Raw genomic sequence first — 16,900 nt, 5'->3', positions numbered from 1 at the left:
TTATTTTTTTTATTGGAAAAGTACAAGTGGGGCGATTGCTGCTTATGGCCGCCGTACTTTTGCATCTGAAAATACTTTAAAACTTTAGGTGCAAAATACAATTTCTAAAATATTGTTGTTGTTGGTCATTACCGGCTGGAGTTTCTCGGCTTGCTATAAAAAAGCATCTCCTGCACCTGATTTTTTTATGGGTGGTGACATGTCTTATGCCAATGAAATGGTTGACTGCGGCGGTATTTTCAGAGAAAAAGGTCAAAAAGTTGACCCCTATAAACTTTTTGCCGATAAAGGCTCCAATATTATCAGACTCAGGCTGTGGCATACCCCTGAATTTGGAAATTATTCCAACCTGAAAGATGTCATCAGGTCGATTCAAAAGGCCAAAAACAACAACCAATACGTTTTGCTGGATTTTCATTATTCTGACAATTGGGCTGACCCACACAAACAGATCATGCCACATGCCTGGAAAAAAATCAAAGATCTGGAAGTATTGGGTGATTCGGTTTATCTATATACCTACTCAGTTTTAACTACACTTTACTTACAGCAACTTACTCCGGATATGGTCCAGGTCGGTAACGAAACCAATATTGAAGTAATGCAACACCCCGATTCGGCATCTGATGGCCCTATTAACTGGAAACGCAATGTCTTTTTGTTAAATAAGGGATTATCAGCAGTAAAAGATTTCAATACAAAAAACAATACCAAAATCGAAACTATGCTCCATATCGCCCAACCCGAAAATGCAGGGTGGTGGTTTGAAGCAGCTCATAAAAATCAGATTGAAAACTACCAATGGATTGGGCTAAGTTATTATCCCAAATGGTCAAAGTACAATATGGATCAATTGAGTTCCACCATAAAAGACCTCAAAAACAAGTATAATAAACGGGTGATGATAGTAGAAACAGGTTATCCTTACACTTCTACCAACTTTGATGGAGCCAACAATGTGCTTGATTCAGGAGCTTCGCTCGACAAATATCCGGTTTCTCCGGAGGGGCAGTTGAGTTATATGCTCGATTTAAAAAATATATGTCAGAATGCCGGTTGTGAAGGTATAATATATTGGGAACCGGCATGGATTTCGACTTCTTGTCGTACACAGTGGGGTACTGGAAGTCATTGGGAAAATGCTACATTTTTCGATGCAGCCAATAACAATGAGGCCTTGCCCGTATTTAAATTTTTTCAAACCAAATTTTAATTTTTTATATACTTTAACTTTAAATTTTTTTTCCAGATGCAAAAAAACAAACGCTATCGAAATTTAAAGTCATCAATTACCGGTACCAGTAGGCTATGGCTGTGGATATTAGGTTTTGTGATTTTAGGAAACACTGCATTTGCACAAAAAACCATAACCGGTAAAGTGACAGATGCAACAGACAAATCTGAGATGATTGGAGTGACCGTATCGGTAAAAGGAACTACCATAGGTACCCAAACAGACCTCAGTGGTAACTACACCATCAAAGTACCCGAAGGGCCCGCTACATTGGTGTTTAGTTTTATTGGAAAACTATCTCAGGAAGTAATCCTGGGCAATCAGACCACTATCAATGTGGCTTTGGTTGACGATTCAAAACAATTGGAAGAAGTGGTAGTGGTGGCTTACGGTACCCGTAAAAAAGCCGACCTGACAGGTTCGGTTATCGCCATTAACTCAAAAGACTTCCAGAAAGGTAACATTCAGTCAGGCGAACAATTGCTACAAGGTAAAGTGGCCGGTTTGCAGGTAACGAGTGGCGGTGGACAAGCCGGTGGCGGTAGTACCATCCGTATTCGTGGTGCGGCTTCTTTGAATGCATCCAATGACCCACTAATCGTAATCGACGGTATTCCGGTAGAGGGTAATAGTATTTCGGGTTCTGCCAACTTGCTGAATACCATCAACCCTAACGACATCGAAAGTATGTCAGTATTGAAAGATGCCTCTGCTACAGCACTTTATGGTTCAAGAGCATCAAACGGTGTGATTATCATCACCACCAAAAAAGGTGCCGCTGGTAAGCCAACTTTCAATTTCAATACATCATTTTCTGCCAGTCAGATTTATAAAAAGGTAGAAATGTTGACAGGTGATCAGGTAAGAGAAATCATTACCGCCCAAGCCGCTCAAAATGGCGATAATACCTACAAAAATCTTTTGGGAACAGAAAACACCAACTGGCAAGATCAAATTTTCAGAACGGCCATTGGTACTGACAATAACCTGAGTGCAGGTGGTACATACAAAAAAATACCATTCAGGGTTTCTTTGGGTTATTCTAATCAAAATGGTCTCCTTAAAAAGAATAATTTTGCCCGTACTTCAGGTGCATTAAGTTTAAGTCCGAAATTCCTTGATAATGCATTAGCAGTAAATGTCAATCTGAAATTGGCCAATACTCAAAATAACTTTAGTAATGAGGATGCCATCGGTTCTGCCTTAAGATTTGACCCTACTCAGCCAGTTTATGCCAATAATGCTTACGGTGGATATTGGGAATGGCTTGATGCAACCGGAAAATACAAACAACTATCAGGTAACAACCCTGTTGGACTAATCGAGCTTCGCGATAATACTTCTTCTGTAAATCGTATGATTGGTAACATTGAATTGGATTATAAACTGCCTTTCCTTCCTGATTTACATCTAAAAACTAACCTTGGTCTTGATAATACAAAAGGAAGTGGATCAGACGTTTACAGTGCTCTTTCATCTACAAATTATCTTACAAACGGAAGATTGACTGATTACAACCAAAGCAAGTCAAACAAACTTTGGGACGTGTCTTTGTATTATGAAAAAGATTTGACCGCTATCAAAAGTAAAATTGATGTATTGGCACTTCATTCCTACCAGGATTTCGTAACAAACGTTTACAATTATCCTTCATATAGTGCCGATGGTAAAACAGTGGTACCGGGTACAGAGCCTATTTTTGCAACTGACAAACCACAATATCGTCTGGAATCGTACTTGGGTCGTGTAAACTACTCATTTATGGGCAAATATCTGGCTACTGCTTCTATTCGTCGTGATGCTTCATCCAAATTCTCACCAAGCACCAGAGTTGGTTTATTCCCAGCTGCAGCTTTGGCATGGAAAGTAAAAGAAGATTTGTTTAAAAATACTAAAGTGGTTTCTGATTTGAAACTTCGTGCAGGTTGGGGTGTAACGGGTCAGCAGGATTTCGGTCAATACTACCCATATATGGCCCGCTACAGTGTTAGTACTTCTACAGGTCAGTATCAGTTTGGTGATAAATACTATAATTTCTATCGTCCGGCTGCTTATGATGCCAATATCACCTGGGAAACTACCACAACTAAAAACCTTGGTCTGGACTTCGGATTTGCCGATAACCGTATCACAGGTACAGTTGAGTTATTCCAGAAAGACACCAAAGACCTTTTGGCAACCGTTCCTGTGGCTTATGGTTCTACATTTGACATTAATTTGTTTACCAATGTAGGTAGTCTTACCAATAAAGGTGTTGAAGTTGTACTGAACACTACTCCTATTAAAAAAGATAAATTCCGTTGGGATTTGGGTTTCAACTTTACAAAAAGCAATACAGAAATCACTGCTCTTCGTAAACAGGAAGATCCTAACTTTACAGGTATTCCGGTTAGTGGAATTTCCGGAGGAACAGGTAACACCATCGGTATGCATGCCATTGGTCAATGGCCTTATGCTTATTATGTATATCAGCAGGTATATGATGAAAACAATAATCCTATAGAAGGTGTGTACGTTGACAGAAACAAAGATGGACAAATCAACGACGCAGACAGGTATTTGTATCAAAAACCAGCTCCAAACATTTTATTTGGTATAAATACTGCATTGAATTACAAAAACTTTACCATCAGTGCTTCGGGTCATGCTATGGTTGGAAACTATCTGTATAACAACTTCCAATCTGAGCGTTCAGTGATGAGAAACCTGCTTAATCCTGTTCAGGTAATCAACAATGCCAGTGCATTGCTTCCTACTCTCAATTTCTTCAATAACCAATATTTGTCTGATTATTATGTTGAGAATGCTTCATTCTTCAGATTGGATAATATCAACGCAGGTTATTATGTAGGAAAAGTATTTGGAAATACTACTTTGAGCTTAAACGCCAGCGTAAACAACGTATTCTTCATTACCAAATATTCTGGTTTGGATCCTGAAAATTCGGGTGCAACAGGTGTGGACAACACTATTTATCCTCGTCCGCGTGTGTTTACATTTGGTTTAAACTTTGATTTTTAATTTTAAAGAAGAGAATAACAATGAAAAATATATTTAAGAAAATCTCAGTTGCTTTGCTCACGATGACGTTTATCACGTCGTGCTCAAACAAACTCGATTTGTTCCCTCAAAATGACTTCACTCCTGATAAGGCTTATGCCAATGCTGCCGGATATACTTCAGTATTAGCTAAAATCTACGGAACCTTATCATTGGGTGCCAATGCCGGAGGAAACGAAGGACAAAATGACATCACTGGTTTGGATGGTGGTTCTCAGATTTCGTTTATTCGTCCGTTTTTTAACATGCAGGAGCTTCCAACTGACGAAGCTGTGGTAGCATGGAATGACCAGACTATCAAAGACTTCCATGATATGAAATGGACAAGTACCGACCCATTTATTAAAGGTATCTATGCCCGTCCAATCTGGAATGTAGCTTTGATCAATGAGTTTATCAGAGAATCAACCGATGCTAAGCTTAGCGAAAGAGGAATCACTGGAGCTGATGCAACCAATATCAAAAATGCAGTTGCAGAGGTAAGATTCCTCCGTGCATTTAATTATTGGGCAGCAATGGATTTGTTTGGAAAATATTCATTCCTGACCGAAGCCGATGCTGTAGGTACTACTCCTGTAGAAAAATCTGCCTCAGAATTATTTACATATATCGAAAAAGAGCTTTTGGAAGTTGAAGGTCTATTGCCAGCAGCCAAATCTGCAATTTACGGTAGAGTAGATAAAGCAGCAGCACAGGCACTTTTGGCAAGATTATATCTCAATGCCAAAACTTATACAGGTACTGAGAAAAATACAGAAGCTGCCACTTATGCCAAAAAAGTGATTGATACTGGCTATACTTTGAGCTCGAATTACAAAACTCTTTTCCAGGCTGATAACCATACTCAAACCAATGAGGTGATTTGGGCTATCAACTGTGATGGTCTTAAAACTCAAGGTTACGGTAACACCTCATTCCTTGTTCATGCAGCTGCCGGTGATGATTTCGCCGACTTCAACGTTGGTGGTGGATGGTACGGTTACAGAGCCACTAAAGGGCTATCGAGTAAGTTTTATGCAGGAAATGCAACAACAACTCCGGATAAAAGAGCTCTTTTCACTACTTCAAAATTTAAGATTGATCCAGTTGAAAACGAAATCGATGATATCAGTTTCTTTGGAAACGGAGTGCATGTTGCCAAATGGACAAACAACTACACTAACGGACAAAAAGGAAATGATGTAAGCGGCGTATTTGTGGATACCGATTTTCCTGTATTCAGAATTGCTGAAATGTATTTGATTTACGCAGAAGCAGTTTTGAGAGGTGGCACAGGCGACAAAGCCACTGCGGTTTCTTATATTAACAAATTGAGAGAAAGAGCCTATGCGGGTACTTCAGGAAACATCACTTCCAGTGACCTTACATTGCAGTTTATTCTTGATGAGCGTGCAAGAGAGTTGTATTGGGAAGGACACCGTCGTACTGACCTGATTCGCTTTGACCTATTCCATACAGGTACATATTTGTGGCCCTGGAAAGGTGGCGTAGCTGCTGGTAGAGCTGTTGATGCAAAATACAAATTGTATCCAGTCCCTGCCGAAGCTCGTACAGTGAATACCAATTTATCTCAAAATACTGGTTATTAAATAATATTTCCGCCTGAAAGTCCCTCTCCTCTGGAGAGGGATTTAGGGTGAGGTAAAACTTTAAAAACATTTCAAAATGAAAAAAATAAAATTATTAATAGCTCTGCTGGCCACTGTGAGCCTTTGGTCATGCGAAAAAGATGAAATCAGAGCTATCCTCAATACTGCGGCAACTCCTGCGGTGTCATTTTCTACCCCATCGGTAGTATTGACCAAGGATACCGAAAACAACAATGTGCTCACAATTACCTGGGCTAAGCCCGACTTTGGTGTAGATGTTGCCCCTTCATATACGCTTTATATCGATAAAAAAGGCGGCGGATTTACAAAAGGTTATACTGTAAATATGGGTTCGGCTTTGCAAAAAGTTTTCAAAGGAACAGAACTTAACAACATGCTCCTTAACCTGGGTTTAAAACCAGCCGAAGTTGCAAGCCTTGATGTAAAAGTAGTAGCACAATTGGGTGCAAAATCAATGTTCAGCTCAGTGGTTTCTCCTTTGTCGGCTACTCCATTTTTGGACAAAATCGACAGAACCACCACCTGGGGTGTAGTAGGAAGTGCTACCCCGGGATCCTGGGATGGTCCGGATATTCCTTTCTTTAAAACTGACCAAAACAACGTATTGGTAGCTTATGCCAAATTGGTTGACGGCGAAATCAAATTCCGTGAAAATAACGCATGGGATAATAACGTAGGTGACAACGGTGCTGATGGTACTGTAGAAAAAGACGGAGCCAACATCGTTGCAAAAGCCGGAAATTATAAAATCACGTATAACCTCAATACCAAAACCTACAAACTGGAGAAATTCATGTGGGGTATTGTAGGTAGTGCTACTCCAAGTGGTTGGGGTGCTCCTGATGTATATCTTGATTACGATCCATTAAATAATGTATTTAAAGCAATTGCTCCTTTGATTGTAGGTGAAATCAAGTTCCGCAAAAATGAAGACTGGGCTGAAAACTATGGTGATACCGGTGCAAATGGTACACTAGACGCTGGTGGAGACAATATAGCTGTAGCCAAAGCCGGAAATTATCTTGTTACTTTTGACCCTGCAAATGGTAAATATAAAGTTGAGAAAATCGACGTTTACGGGATAGTGGGAAGTGCAACTAAAAATGGCTGGAACGGCCCTGATGATAAGTTTAAACTTGATTTTACTCAGGAAAATGCATGGGTCCTTAATGGAGTTGCATTGGTAGATGGAGAAATCAAGTTCCGTACCAACGACGATTGGGGTCTTAACTATGGTGACAACGGAGCCGACGGAACCCTTGAAAAAGACGGTGCAAACATAGCAGTGAAAGCAGGTACTTATAACATCACCTTGAATTTCAAGGATGCCAATAAGATTACCTACAAACTGGTTAAAAAATAAGATAGCGAATTCATTATAGGTAAATCAAAATCTGCATGGAGTATCTCTGTGCAGATTTTTTTGAAAATTTATTTCATTTTTCTCTCAAAAATTCTTTTTGAATGTTCTTAAACATCACAAAATGACCAAATCAACCTTGCTCCTTATATTATCATTTCTGATTTTGGCCTGTACCAAATCAGACCAAACTCCCGATGCAGGGGCTCCGATGGATTTGTCAAAAATCGAAAAAACCGGCGGAGTAATGATGCAGGGGTTTTATTGGGATGTAGAACCCAAAGGTGACTGGTGGAATACGATAAATTCGAAAATAGAATCCTGGAAGAAAATCGGTGTGAACAGAATTTGGCTTCCTCCAGCATCAAAAGGTGCTTCGGGAGCATTTTCGATGGGCTACGATCCAATTGATTACTTTGATTTTGGGGACTATGACCAGATGGGCACCACTGAGACCCGATTTGGTTCTAAATCTGAATTACAAACGCTCATTACCACCGCTCATAATGCCGGCATACAGGTCATTGCCGATATCATTCTTAATCATAACAGTGGTGGGCAGATTCAATTTAATCCTTACCGCAACAAAAACACCTACACCTTATTTCAACCGAAATCGGGAAGATTTTTCCGCACATATAAAGATTTTCATCCCAACGACATTCATTCCAGAGATGCAGAAGCCTTGTTTTTTGAAGAACAGGATCTGTGCCATGATCAGCCTAATGTCCAGAAATGGTTCTGGAAATCAGATTCTTCCGTGGCTAAATATTATAAAAATGTGTTGAAGTTTGATGGTTGCAGATTTGACTATGTAAAAGGATTTGACCCCTCAGTCATCAAATCATGGATGACAGAAGTGGGAGGTTTTGGAGTAATAGAAGCATGGGACGGCAATGCCGATTATCTCAAAACTTGGGTCGATAAAACCGGAGCAAAGGCCTTTGATTTTGCGGCATTTTACAACATGGAACAGGCCATTGAAGGCAATAATCTTAAAATTTTACGCGACAGAAGTGCATTATTTAAACTTTCTCCTGAAAATGCAGTGACCTTCGTGACCAATCACGATACCGAAAAGGACACCAACCAGGGCAACCGAATTGGCACTGCGGAAAACAAATTGCTGGCATACGCTTACATTCTTACGCATCCCGGTTATCCCTGCATTTTTTATTTGGATTATGAACAGCAGCTGGCCAAATGGAAACTGGAAAGGTTGATTCTAATCAATCAGACTCTGGCCAAAGGCGACCTTTCGGTACTTTTTGCTGATACTGAATATTATGTAGCCCAAAGATTAGGCTCACCGGGTTTAGTAGTAGCTATTAATAACAGTACAGTTACCAAGTCCCAACAAGTGTTTACCAATTATAAAAACGTCACACTATATGATTACTCTGAAAATACGGCAAAAGCTATCCAGACCGACGCAAAAGGTCTGGCAACGATAGAAACACCAGCCAAAAGTTATACAGTTTGGTCTTTAAAGAAATTTTGATTAATCTCTGTCAAACTGAGCTTGTCAAAGTTCAATTAGCGGTAATTTCTCTGATGATGTAAAAAACTAATATTAATTATCTGTGATTCCATTTTGAAGGAAAATAACGATACATATACCTATGAAAAGAATAATTTTAATTCTATTGACATTAAGCCTGAACACTTTTGCTCAGGAAATTCAGCATTTTGAGCCTTCTTCCTGGTGGATAGGCATGAAAAACCCCAAACTTCAGGTTTTGATTCATGGAAAAGATATTTCTACTTTCAGCCTAAATGTAAATTATCCTGGAGTGAAACTGGTGAAAATAAATAAGACCGAAAACCCAAATTACCTTTTCGTTGATCTTGTGATTTCAACTTCAGCAAAAGCTGGTAAAGTGCCATTTCATTTTTCGAAAGGAAACCAAAAAACAGATTATTTTTTGGATTTAATAAACAGAAAACCAAATTCGGCAAAAAGAGAAGGCTACAGCACCAAAGATGTAATGTACCTTATTACTCCTGATAGATTTGCAAATGGAAACGTGGCAAATGACAACATTGCCGACTATCCTGATGCTCTAAACCGTGCAAGAGATTATGGCAGGCATGGTGGTGATATTGAGGGGATTAAAAATAACCTTGATTATATCTCCGAAATGGGCTTTACGACCATCTGGCCTATGCCTTTAGAGGAAAACAAAATGAAAGAAGCCAGCTACCATGGCTACGCCATTACCGATTTTTATAAAATTGACCCTCGCTATGGCACCAATGAAGAATATCTAAATCTGGTAAAAGAAGCTAAAAAACGTAACCTGAAATTTATCAGAGATGTGGTGCTGAACCATTGTGGGCTCAACCACTGGTGGATGCATGATTTGCCTTCAAAAGATTGGATCAATAATGAAGGAAAGTTTACTCCAACCAACCACCAGAGAGAAACCATGCACGACCCATATGTAGCCCAAGCCGATCTGGACAAAATGACTCAGGGATGGTTTGTAACTGCCATGCCTGACATGAACCAACGAAACCCATTTATGGCCAACTATCTTATTCAGAATACGATATGGTGGATAGAATACGCCGATTTGGATGGACTGAGAATCGATACTTATCCTTATTCAGATAAAACTTTCCTTTCAAACTGGTCAAAAGCCGTGATGGACGAATACCCCAAACTCAATATGGTAGGTGAGGAGTGGTCCACCCGTCAGGCAGTTACGGCCTATTGGCAAATGGGACAAAAAAACAAAGACGGATATAGGTCATTTCTGCCTTCGATGATGGATTTCCCACTTAACAATGCCCTGATTGAGGGGCTCAAAGAAAACGAAAAAGATTGGGGTAAAGGAATGCTGAAAGTATATCAATGTCTTTCAGATGATTATCTATATGCTGACGCCAACAAACTGGTGACATTCTGTGATAATCATGACATGAACCGCATATACACCCAGCTGGCCGAAGACAAAGAATTGCTCAAGATGGGACTTGCTTTGGTATTTACAACCCGTGGAATTCCGCAATTGTTTTATGGAACCGAGTTGGCGTTTACCTCGCCTTTGGAACGCAACGATGGCCTCATCAGAGCCGATATGCCGGGTGGCTGGGAAGGTGATAAATCGAATGTATTTAAAAATGAAAACCTTACACCGTTACAATCAGAAATGCGGGCTTTTGTGAAACAACTGCTCAACTGGCGTAAAACTGCCACGGCTATTCATGATGGTAAACTCCTGCACTTTGCTCCGCATGAGGGTATTTATACTTATTTCAGATACAATGCAAAAGAGAAATTCTGGATTATTTTCAATAAATATGACAAAGAAAAAACCATGAATTTGGCTGATTATAAGGAAATTATTCCGGTAAATGCCACATTTGAAGATGTGTTCACCACCAAAACAGAATCAATAGTGACTGTTCCTGCCAAAGGATTCAGGATATTGAAAGTGAAATAACAGGACTTTAAAAATCCGGTCTAACCTTTGGTAATGACCGGATTTTTGAAAAATTCTCACCCCAACTCCTTCCTAAAAAACTCCAAAGTTCTCGCCCAAGCCAGTTTGGCCACCTCGGCATTGTAGCGTGCGGGCGAGGAGTCATTGTTGAAAGCATGCTGTGCTCCTTCATATACAAAAACCTGGTAATCAATTTTATTGACTTTCAGAGCTTCCTCATAAACAGGAATTCCGGCATTTACTCTTTCGTCAAGACCCGCATAGTGCAGCATAATTTTAGACTTGATTTTGGGTACATCGGCGGCATCTGCCTGGCGGCCATAGTAAGCCACAGATGCATTGATTTTTGGGTCAAGCGTTGCCAAAGAATTGACCATTCCGCCACCCCAGCAGAAGCCTACAGTTCCTGTCTTTCCATTTGATTTTTTTAGTCCTCTCAAATATTCCAAGCCACTTAGCAGGTTTTCAAGGTTTTGTTTGGCATCTAATTTCGGAAAAAATGCCCTGGCTTCATCTTCATTAGCCGGTGTACCACCATAAGGCGAAAGGGCATCAACACCCAGAGCTATAAATCCTTCCTTGGCGATGCGGCGGGTTACGTCCTTAATATGAGGCGTGAGCCCGCGGTTTTCATGAATCACCAAAACCGCACCCAGCTTACCTTTTGATTTTGAAGGTATCGCCAGATAACCTTTCATGGTACAGTTTTTTGAAGGGAAACTTACTTCTTCAATTTTTAAATCAATATCTGATTCTGTTGTTTGGGCTGTAGCTGAGTAATTCCCCTCCAAAACCGGCAGAATCGCCATAGCTGCAGCAGTACCTCCAGCCATTTTGGCCAATCTTGATAGAAAATCCTCTCTTTTGAGCGGTTTATGGGTGTATTCGTCGAAAAGATTGATAATGTCCTGATTCATAAGCTTTTTTTAACAAATTAAATAAACCACTATGGACTAAAAGTCCATAGTTTTCTTACAGACTGAAAGTCTGCCTACTCAACTATGAAATTTGTATTGTCATTAGAATCAGGATTTCTATGATGTTCCAAATATTCATTTACCATCTCATCTGTAATATTACCTGTACTCCAACAACCAAATCCTATGGCCCAAAAGTGACGCCCCCAATATCTTTTCTTTAACTCCGGAAATTCCATTTGCAATTTCCTAGATGAACGCCCCTTTAATAACTTTACAAGTGTACTCAAATCTTGCGATGGCCTATATTCTATATGCATATGAATATGATTCTTTGATACAACTCCCTTCAAAATCTGTACTCCTTCTGCCTCACAGATTTGTATCAAAATTGTTCGACAACGTATCTTAATATCTCCTTCCAAAACTGAATATCTATACTTTGTTGACCATACAATATGTGCAGTCAATCGGGATACTGTATGTCCGCCGATTCTTTGAAATTCCATAACTTAAAGTTACAAAATTTTTAGAAACTAAAGTGAGATGCAATAAATTGCATAGTTTTAACTTTATTTGTGACCAATAAAACAAATCCACAGTAACTCAATTATCGACCTTTCAGTCATTTTTATAGGTAAAAATCAAAAATTGAAATGCCTATAAACCTCCGCATCCATCTACCTGGACTTTAAAAACTGAGCCGGAATTAGCCGTAAAACCGGGACTTAAAATTACTGCTTGCTGAGCGTCAAAAGTAATGTTTGCCCCTGAGCTAATTTTGTTCATTGCGGTCAATATTCCTGAGGTTTCATATTTTTTGGTTTGCCCCGAAATATGATTAAGCGATACCATCTGGTTTGCCGGACAAGGACCGACAGTAATAGTAGCCGAAGCTGGATTACCGATGGTTCCTGCCCCACATTCACTGGCAATAGCCGTAATGGTGTATGTAGTGGTTAAGGTAGGGGCTCGTAAAACGGTAGTTTCCAAAGCACCTGCCGTCCAGACCTCTGTGGAAGTTCCATTGTTAATGGTCACATTGGTTGTACCAGAAACCGAACTTAATACCAGAGTCAGTGGTGTTGAAGTACCCGGAGTAGTAATGTTGGTTGAGCCGAGAATTTTAACAGTGGGAGCTCCACCACCAATACCCAGCCCGATTGGACTGAATGAGCCTGTTGCCACAGGTAAAGTACTTCTTACTCTTATTCTGTAATAGCTGTCCAGGCCATACCCATTTATACCGCTTGTGGTTGGAAAACCATTTGGGATTACTACTGAAATATTATTTCCCGATTTTGTACCTAATAATGTCTCATAATTAGAGCTAAAATTAATGGTATTATTATAAGGTATCACTTTGATGAAATCAACATAATATTGACTTAAGGGGTCAAAGTTTCCGGTAAATGTAACAGGAATATTGAGCGTTTGTCCATAACATAAGTACACTGGCACACTACCCGCCTGTAGGTTTACCACATTGACTATCGCTGAGCCAGAATTGCTGCCAGAGCCACAAGAATTGGTTAAAGAATTGATTGTATAGGTTGTAGTACTTGCCGGATTTACCATTATAAAGTGAGGATTAGAGTTAGTATTTACCGGATTGTTCACCACTCCATCGTTTAGATTAAATGTATAGGGTCCCTGTCCTGAAAAATCAACTCTAAGAGCCACATAGTCAGATACATATCCGGGAAAATTAACATTTTTCACTATTACTCCGCCGCCACCTAAGGTAGCTGTGGCTGTGGATTTTAAAGTAAGTGCAAATGGGTTCACCAAACTAAAGGTTTGTCCACCACCCGTAAGATTCCCTTTGATTCTGATTCTGTAATTGATACCTGCTGGTAGTCCGTTTGGAACTGTAGCAAGTAAATTTCCTGAAGATAAAGTGGTTGACAAATCAACAAAATTCTGACCATCTTGATCTGAAAGTTGAATCACAAATGAATCATAAGATCCATTAGAAATAAAAGGAACGGTAATACTACTTCCTCCACAAATTCCACTAAATGGCAGCTTAAGGATTTCTATCCCTTGTTTTTTTTCAATTAAAGTGATGTCAGGACCTGAATTTAACGCAATAGCAGGACAAAAAACATCGTTCATCGATTTTAATCTATAATTAAAAGATTGTTGGGGTGTTACTGAATAAATAGCTGAGGTACTGACCGTATTTCCAGTAATATCGTTATCTGGCATAATAATTTTATAATCAAAAGGGCTGTTTCCATAGAAATAATATTCCAGATTGACGCTTTGACCTTGTTCAACTTTTTGCTGGAATGGAAGGAAAGAGTAAGATGGAGATGGGTGCAAAGTAAAACTTTGCACATTACTATAGGCGTACGGTTGAGATGAATACACTTTTACATAAAATGTGGTATTAGCCTGTGGCACAGAGGTTGACGGAAACTCAATCTGAAATTTTTCTCCAATTTTCTTTATGGTAACACTTGAAACATATGCCGAATATCCATAATAGGTATGCCATACCTGAGCAGAAAAAGTATTTTCATCTGCAAAACTAAAAGTAGAACTAAATGGAATCGAAAGTTTCTGTGGTGTACAATTCTGACTTAACTCAGGAGTATTTAATGTAATTGCCGGACTCGCCACAATATTTACATAACCTGCACCAGTCTGAGTTCCTGCTCCACAGCTGTTCGGGCTTATATTGGCATTGTAAGTAAGGGTTGTTCCCGGAGTTGCAGCTGGGGGAGTTTCTACTGAAAATGGCGTATAACTGGTTAAACTGTAAATGTTTGAATTGATAGAGGGTGATGTATACCCCGAGCTATTATTAAGTGTAAAATTAAATCCCGGATAATTATTGGTTGAAATCAGGACTTTGGCATTCTGTCCAGCCTCTACATAAGCCGTACCGGAAAGTTTTACCAGCGGAGGTCTGGGAGAAACACTAACCCAAGTCGAAGATGAACTTCCCAAGACCATTGAATTGGTGGAAATAACTCTGACTTTGTAGTAGGTGTATAAATACCTTTCAAGTTCTTTCGGGAGAGTCGCTATTAATTCTCCTGGGTTTAATCCAGGGGTCGTCGGTACGGTAAAGAAATTGCTGAAAGGTTTATTGTCAAAAGTATTATTGTATGCCTGTAATTGAACAATAAATAAATTTCCCGGGTTAAAAGTGCCTGTATGGGTAAATGGAACTACAATTGTTGCTCCTCCACATAAATCAGTCGCATTATTTATTATTCCAGTACTTATTGATCTCAAAGGGTCGGGTGCTACAACATTCACTTTAAGTGTATCTCTATAGGTTGAAGCTTGCAAAACACATGAGATATTACCAGCCGCGGCAGTAGACGCCATCACATTTCCAAGTCGGTAATACATGGTTTGGCTAACTGTATCAACCCTTGATTGCCCTGTTAGAGTAGAAAAACCATTGCCATTTGGGTTATAATTATTATATTCAATAGTTTGCCCTGTACTCGTAATGAGTGTAGGTTTATATGCCAAAACAGATCCCAGATCGTAGTAATCCGGACCTCCCGAAAATTTGTAATAAATATTGAAAGCTTCATTGGGGGAAATATATATCTGCTCATCACCTGTTATTTCTCCGGAAACGGGATCCATCAGAATAAAATCAGTTGAGGGCGTAGTGGCGTCATTGATTTGGGAATAAGCATAATTCAGAAAGGTATGGCTTGGGTTTCTGGGTATTAATCTAAGTGAATACCTTCCTTTTCTTAAACCCGAAGGCATCTTAACCCGATACATGTGGTCTGCTTCTTTTTCAAAAGTAGCATTTACCCAGTTTTCTATTCCATTGAGCAAATCATCCCTGTATGCAACCTGAACATAAACACTATCAGGAGATTGCACTGTGCGGGTCATGTAATACAGATGAATGTATTCATTTTTGCAAAAATTTCTGAACTGGCTATAAATATCCAGGTTATTATTTTCTTCTATTCTTAGTTTAAAAATATAATCCTTTACTTCGAGGTCAGAGGTATAATTGTTGTTTGAAAAACACCCGTTTTGATCCTGTAGAGGCCCATATGTGTATCTGGTATCAATTACCGGTGCTGCCGAAAACACGATAGAATCAACAGAAGAAGCAAAAATTTCATCATTGATGTTTAATAAATAATCTGGTGTTCCCTCAAACTTTACGTTGATTTTTATGTTTTCTCCTTTGGCTATTACTCCCGGATAATTGTTATCAATCAGATTTAAATAGGAAACTGAGCTTATTTCAGGTTTTTTGATCAAAGTCAAAGTTGCTACTGATGCCGCACTAAAATAGTCACCATTAAAAGTTGAGGTTTTTACCCTAAGTTTATAGCCCGCACCTGCTGGTGAAATATACTGGGGAATTGTAGCTACCAGATTATTTGGGTCGCCAAAAGAATCATATTCTGTTGTAATATCCTGAAAATTGCTTCCGGTATTATCTGAAATCTGAACTGTGTACGAAAAACAACTTTGATTGGAAGTAAAAGGTACTTTAATTTTTCCTCCCATACACACCTTATCATCACTGGGAGTTCCAATAGTGAGCACAGGGGCAATGGCACTCACCACAGCTGTGTTATTTGGTGAAGCAGCCACAGTACCTGCTCCGCAAGCATTTCCGACAGCTTGAAGAACATAAGTGCCGGCACTACTAACGGTCTCAACCGGTGAGTTGGATAAAATATTACTTCTGATGATTTGATAGGCATCTCCGGTACGTTGATAGGTATATTCAAACGGACCAAAACCGCTGATAATTATGGGAAGGTTAATGTTTCCATTACATGCATTAAATCCCAAAGTACCTGTCATTGACGCTGAAGGCACACTTGTGGCAATTGAAAAGTTACCAGAAGCGTAATTATTTACTTCGGGAACTCCCGGGGCTGATGCTTTTACTTTATAGTTATCACCCTGAGTAAGACCATTAGGAATTAGGCAGTTAACCGGCAGGCTATATTCTCCATTATAAGTAGCTGACCCAATGGTTGTTGAAGTCGAAAAATCATCATTACTCAAAAGTACACTCACTGTGGTTCCATTGGTAAAACCGCTGATATAAACCGTTACCTGGTACTGGGTATTAATACAAGCACCTGAGGGATAGGGTAAGCCAATACTTGAAAACTGGGCAAGTAATTTCTGGGAAAATAAAATCAAAAAAAGTAAAGTTTTTAATACTCTCATTTTCAACAAAATAATATTTTATCAAAAATCTCATTCAGAAAAAAGATTTCATAATTTTTGAAAAGAATTTTACCTAGTGGTAA

At 39.3% G+C, this 16,900-nt stretch carries 9 protein-coding genes; 6 read left to right on the top strand and 3 right to left on the bottom strand.

What is annotated here, in order from left to right; translation table 11 throughout:
* Positions 1-88: 88 nt before the first annotated feature.
* From IPP61_06585 to IPP61_06560, 6 genes are all read left to right on the top strand, one after another.
* Positions 89-1,213, top strand: a complete 1,125-nt coding sequence (locus IPP61_06585; protein MBL0324832.1) for a glycosyl hydrolase 53 family protein — start codon at positions 89-91, stop codon at positions 1,211-1,213.
* A gap of 36 nt (positions 1,214-1,249) precedes the next feature.
* Positions 1,250-4,255, top strand: a complete 3,006-nt coding sequence (locus IPP61_06580; protein MBL0324831.1) for a SusC/RagA family TonB-linked outer membrane protein — start codon at positions 1,250-1,252, stop codon at positions 4,253-4,255.
* 20 nt (positions 4,256-4,275) lie between these two features.
* Positions 4,276-5,883: a RagB/SusD family nutrient uptake outer membrane protein gene (locus tag IPP61_06575; GenBank protein MBL0324830.1), complete on the top strand. Its 1,608-nt coding sequence runs from the start codon at positions 4,276-4,278 to the stop codon at positions 5,881-5,883.
* 76 nt (positions 5,884-5,959) lie between these two features.
* Entirely contained in the window at positions 5,960-7,267 is a 1,308-nt protein-coding gene (locus IPP61_06570; protein ID MBL0324829.1) for a SusF/SusE family outer membrane protein, read from the top strand.
* Positions 7,268-7,388: 121 nt separating this feature from the next.
* Complete coding sequence (locus IPP61_06565; protein ID MBL0324828.1) at positions 7,389-8,765, top strand: alpha-amylase; 1,377 nt, start codon at positions 7,389-7,391, stop codon at positions 8,763-8,765.
* A gap of 121 nt (positions 8,766-8,886) precedes the next feature.
* Positions 8,887-10,713: a glycoside hydrolase family 13 protein gene (locus tag IPP61_06560; GenBank protein MBL0324827.1), complete on the top strand. Its 1,827-nt coding sequence runs from the start codon at positions 8,887-8,889 to the stop codon at positions 10,711-10,713.
* A gap of 56 nt (positions 10,714-10,769) precedes the next feature.
* Here the strand turns inward: IPP61_06560 and IPP61_06555 are convergent, their stop codons facing one another.
* The 3 genes from IPP61_06555 to IPP61_06545 form a co-directional block, all read right to left on the bottom strand.
* Entirely contained in the window at positions 10,770-11,630 is an 861-nt protein-coding gene (locus IPP61_06555) for a dienelactone hydrolase family protein (protein MBL0324826.1), read from the bottom strand.
* Between the two features lie 74 nt (positions 11,631-11,704).
* The gene (tnpA, locus tag IPP61_06550) at positions 11,705-12,139 is read right to left on the bottom strand and encodes an IS200/IS605 family transposase (protein ID MBL0324825.1); all 435 of its coding nucleotides are present in this window, start codon (positions 12,137-12,139) and stop codon (positions 11,705-11,707) included.
* 151 nt (positions 12,140-12,290) lie between these two features.
* Positions 12,291-16,817, bottom strand: a complete 4,527-nt coding sequence (locus tag IPP61_06545) for a hypothetical protein (GenBank protein MBL0324824.1) — start codon at positions 16,815-16,817, stop codon at positions 12,291-12,293.
* Positions 16,818-16,900: the final 83 nt, after the last annotated feature.

The sequence above is a fragment of the Cytophagaceae bacterium genome, from assembly GCA_016722655.1.
GTDB lineage: Bacteria > Bacteroidota > Bacteroidia > Cytophagales > Spirosomataceae > Leadbetterella.
Note: the sequence above shows the minus strand (reverse complement) of the source record. Positions and strands in the feature narration are given on the sequence as shown.

Excerpts from the sequence above, each read along its gene's own strand:
- IPP61_06545 (MBL0324824.1), bottom strand. The coding sequence starts at position 16,817 with ATGAGAGTATTAAAAACTTTACTTTTTTTGATTTTATTTTCCCAGAAA.
- IPP61_06575 (MBL0324830.1), top strand. The coding sequence starts at position 4,276 with ATGAAAAATATATTTAAGAAAATCTCAGTTGCTTTGCTCACGATGACG.
- IPP61_06580 (MBL0324831.1), top strand. The coding sequence starts at position 1,250 with ATGCAAAAAAACAAACGCTATCGAAATTTAAAGTCATCAATTACCGGT.
- IPP61_06570 (MBL0324829.1), top strand. The coding sequence starts at position 5,960 with ATGAAAAAAATAAAATTATTAATAGCTCTGCTGGCCACTGTGAGCCTT.
- IPP61_06560 (MBL0324827.1), top strand. The coding sequence starts at position 8,887 with ATGAAAAGAATAATTTTAATTCTATTGACATTAAGCCTGAACACTTTT.
- IPP61_06565 (MBL0324828.1), top strand. The coding sequence starts at position 7,389 with ATGACCAAATCAACCTTGCTCCTTATATTATCATTTCTGATTTTGGCC.
- tnpA (MBL0324825.1), bottom strand. The coding sequence starts at position 12,139 with ATGGAATTTCAAAGAATCGGCGGACATACAGTATCCCGATTGACTGCA.
- IPP61_06555 (MBL0324826.1), bottom strand. The coding sequence starts at position 11,630 with ATGAATCAGGACATTATCAATCTTTTCGACGAATACACCCATAAACCG.